General features: G+C 31.6%; 2 protein-coding genes and 1 pseudogene. 2 read left to right on the top strand and 1 reads right to left on the bottom strand.

What is annotated here, in order from left to right:
- A pseudogene (locus tag ACR0QS_RS12740) lies at positions 1–341 on the top strand (uracil-DNA glycosylase family protein); the annotation flags it as partial.
- Between the two features lie 15 nt (positions 342–356).
- Here ACR0QS_RS12740 and ACR0QS_RS12735 read toward each other — a convergent pair.
- The gene (locus tag ACR0QS_RS12735; protein WP_432633828.1) at positions 357–881 is read right to left on the bottom strand and encodes a hypothetical protein; all 525 of its coding nucleotides are present in this window, start codon (positions 879–881) and stop codon (positions 357–359) included.
- Positions 882–1,017: 136 nt separating this feature from the next.
- On the opposite strand from ACR0QS_RS12735, the gene guaB reads away from it, so the two are divergent.
- Positions 1,018–2,139: an IMP dehydrogenase gene (gene guaB, locus ACR0QS_RS12730; protein ID WP_432633827.1), complete on the top strand. Its 1,122-nt coding sequence runs from the start codon at positions 1,018–1,020 to the stop codon at positions 2,137–2,139.
- Positions 2,140–2,472: the final 333 nt, after the last annotated feature.

Raw genomic sequence — 2,472 nt, 5'->3', positions numbered from 1 at the left:
TAATAGAATATAATAATTTGCTTGCCGATATTTTTAAAAATTATAAAAACTTAAAACTAATAATTTTTACAAGCAGATTCACGGAAAATAATTTTTTTAAAATTCTTAAATGTTCCAATTTGAATTATCAATTAAATACAAGCGAAGATATTAAAACAAATTATAAAAATAAAAACGATATTACGAACGAAATAATAAACGCGGTGAGAGAAAGATTTATTTTGATAGATAATTTGAAAATAAAAATCGCTACAATTACTTTGAAAATAAGCCCGATAAAAGGCGTTAGTTTATATTCTACTAAAAAAGAACTTTTTAAATATTATTTGAATCTTTATTAATCGTTTTTAATAGAATTATTTATATAATATTTTCGCTTCTCCGAAAACGGAACTCACATGCAAATTAATTCTTTTTAATTCGCTATTTTCCGCATTTTCTAATCTTGAAATATTTCCGAACGATACGTCTTCTCCGTTAGGGAGGCGAACTACTCCAAATGCGCTGTCGGCTCTTATTTCGTATTCAAAATTTCGGCTTAAATAAATTTCGGTGCTTGAAAAAACGGAATTTATTTTTATAAATTCTCCGTTATAATTTGAAAAATCAAAATTAGCGACATCCATAGACGCTTTTGAAAATACAATATTATATTCTTTTTCAATCGAACCCGACTTAAAAGTATATTCTCCAAAAACCGCAGGATTTTTTCTCGAATTTATCGCGTTAAATATAATTGAAATTCCAAAAAGTATTACGATTATTCCGACAAATATTTTGAAGAAAGGAATATTTATATGGAAAACGCTTTTGAGTAAAATTCCAATTCCGAATAAAATTATTACAAATCCCCAAAAGATTCCCGAAGAAAGAAAACGCATAATTATCTCCTATTAAAAAATTGTAATTAATTTGAAAAGCATTATATAAATAAATTTAAATATATCAAGTATTTTATTTATATTGAAATTATGCTATAATATTATATTAATCAATTATTTATTAAAAGGATATATTATGTCTATAAAAATCAGAGAGGCGCTTACTTTTGACGATGTTTTATTAGTTCCGAAAGAATCGGATATTTTGCCGAAAGATGTGAATTTGGAAAGAAAATTAACCGAAAGAATAACTTTAAAAATTCCTTTAATAAGCTCTCCAATGGATACGATAACCGAACATAAAATGGCGATAGCTATGGCTTTATGCGGCGGACTCGGAGTCGTTCATAAAAATATGTCTTTGGAAGCTCAGGCTAAAGAAGTCGAACTTGTAAAAAATTTTAACGAAATAGAAAATAAAAATATTTCAAGCGTGGATAAAAACGGAAAATTACTAGCGGCGGCGGCAATCGGAATTTCGGACGACAGATATAAAAGAATTGAAAAACTTATTGACGCGGGAGTCGATATAATAGTTATAGATACGGCACATGGACATTCTCAAAATGTTTTGAAAGCGATAAAAGAAATAAAAAATCTATATTCAAATATTGATGTAATCGCGGGAAATATTGCCACTTCGGACGGAGCTAAAGCATTGATAGACGCGGGAGTTGACGCGATAAAAATAGGAATCGGCGCGGGTTCTATATGCACGACTCGGATAATAGCGGGAATCGGAGTTCCACAGCTTACGGCAATATCGGACGCTTCTCAAATCGCCAAAAAAAATAATGTCGGTTCTATAGCGGACGGCGGAATAAAATATTCGGGCGATATAGTTAAAGCATTCGCAATCGGCGCGGACGCTATTATGGCGGGCGGACTTTTTTCATCGACTTACGAAGCCCCAGGCGATGTTATAATAATAGACGGAAAAAAATATAAACCCTATCGAGGAATGGGTTCGGTTGGCGCAATGATTCAAGGAAGCAAAGACAGATATTTTCAAAGCGAAGTGATTAATAAATCAAAATTCGTTCCCGAAGGAATTGAAGGCGTGACGGAATATAAAGGACATGTTGCGGATGTTATTTACCAAATAATAGGCGGCGTTCGTGCGGGAATGGGTTATGTCGGTGCTAAAAATATAGGCGAACTTCAAGAAAAAGCGGAATTCGTAAAAATAACCAATCAAGGCTTGGCGGAAAGTCATGTGCATGATGTAAAGATAACTTCCAAAGCGCCTAATTATTGATTGCAGGCTGACGCCAAATCTCCGTTCTTTTTTCTATCGAGAAAAAAGAACCACGCTAAAGCGGGCAGATACCAAAAAGAGACTTCTTTTTTTATCAAAAAAGAAGCAAAAATACACCTCCGTTTAGACTTTGTAGCTTTTTAGTTTTTTAATTGTTTTTAATTAGAAATTTATTTTATATATTCTTCTAATATTTTTTGAATGTCAATATTTTCTATGATTTTTCCAATATTGACAAATGGCTGTCCACCTCTAAAGACTTCTTTATAACTTTGAAAAACCAACTTATGCTTAAATGGGGATTTTTTTGACATTTCTTCTATTTTTTTATTT

The organism is Brachyspira sp., from assembly GCF_050873525.1.
GTDB lineage: Bacteria > Spirochaetota > Brachyspiria > Brachyspirales > Brachyspiraceae > Brachyspira.
The sequence above is the reverse complement of the archived record's forward strand: the minus strand, read 5'-3'. Positions and strand labels throughout refer to the sequence as shown.

Bases quoted from the DNA above. Each gene is read 5' to 3' on its own strand.
- ACR0QS_RS12735 (WP_432633828.1), bottom strand. From the start codon at position 881: ATGCGTTTTCTTTCTTCGGGAATCTTTTGGGGATTTGTAATAATTTTA.
- guaB (WP_432633827.1), top strand. From the start codon at position 1,018: ATGTCTATAAAAATCAGAGAGGCGCTTACTTTTGACGATGTTTTATTA.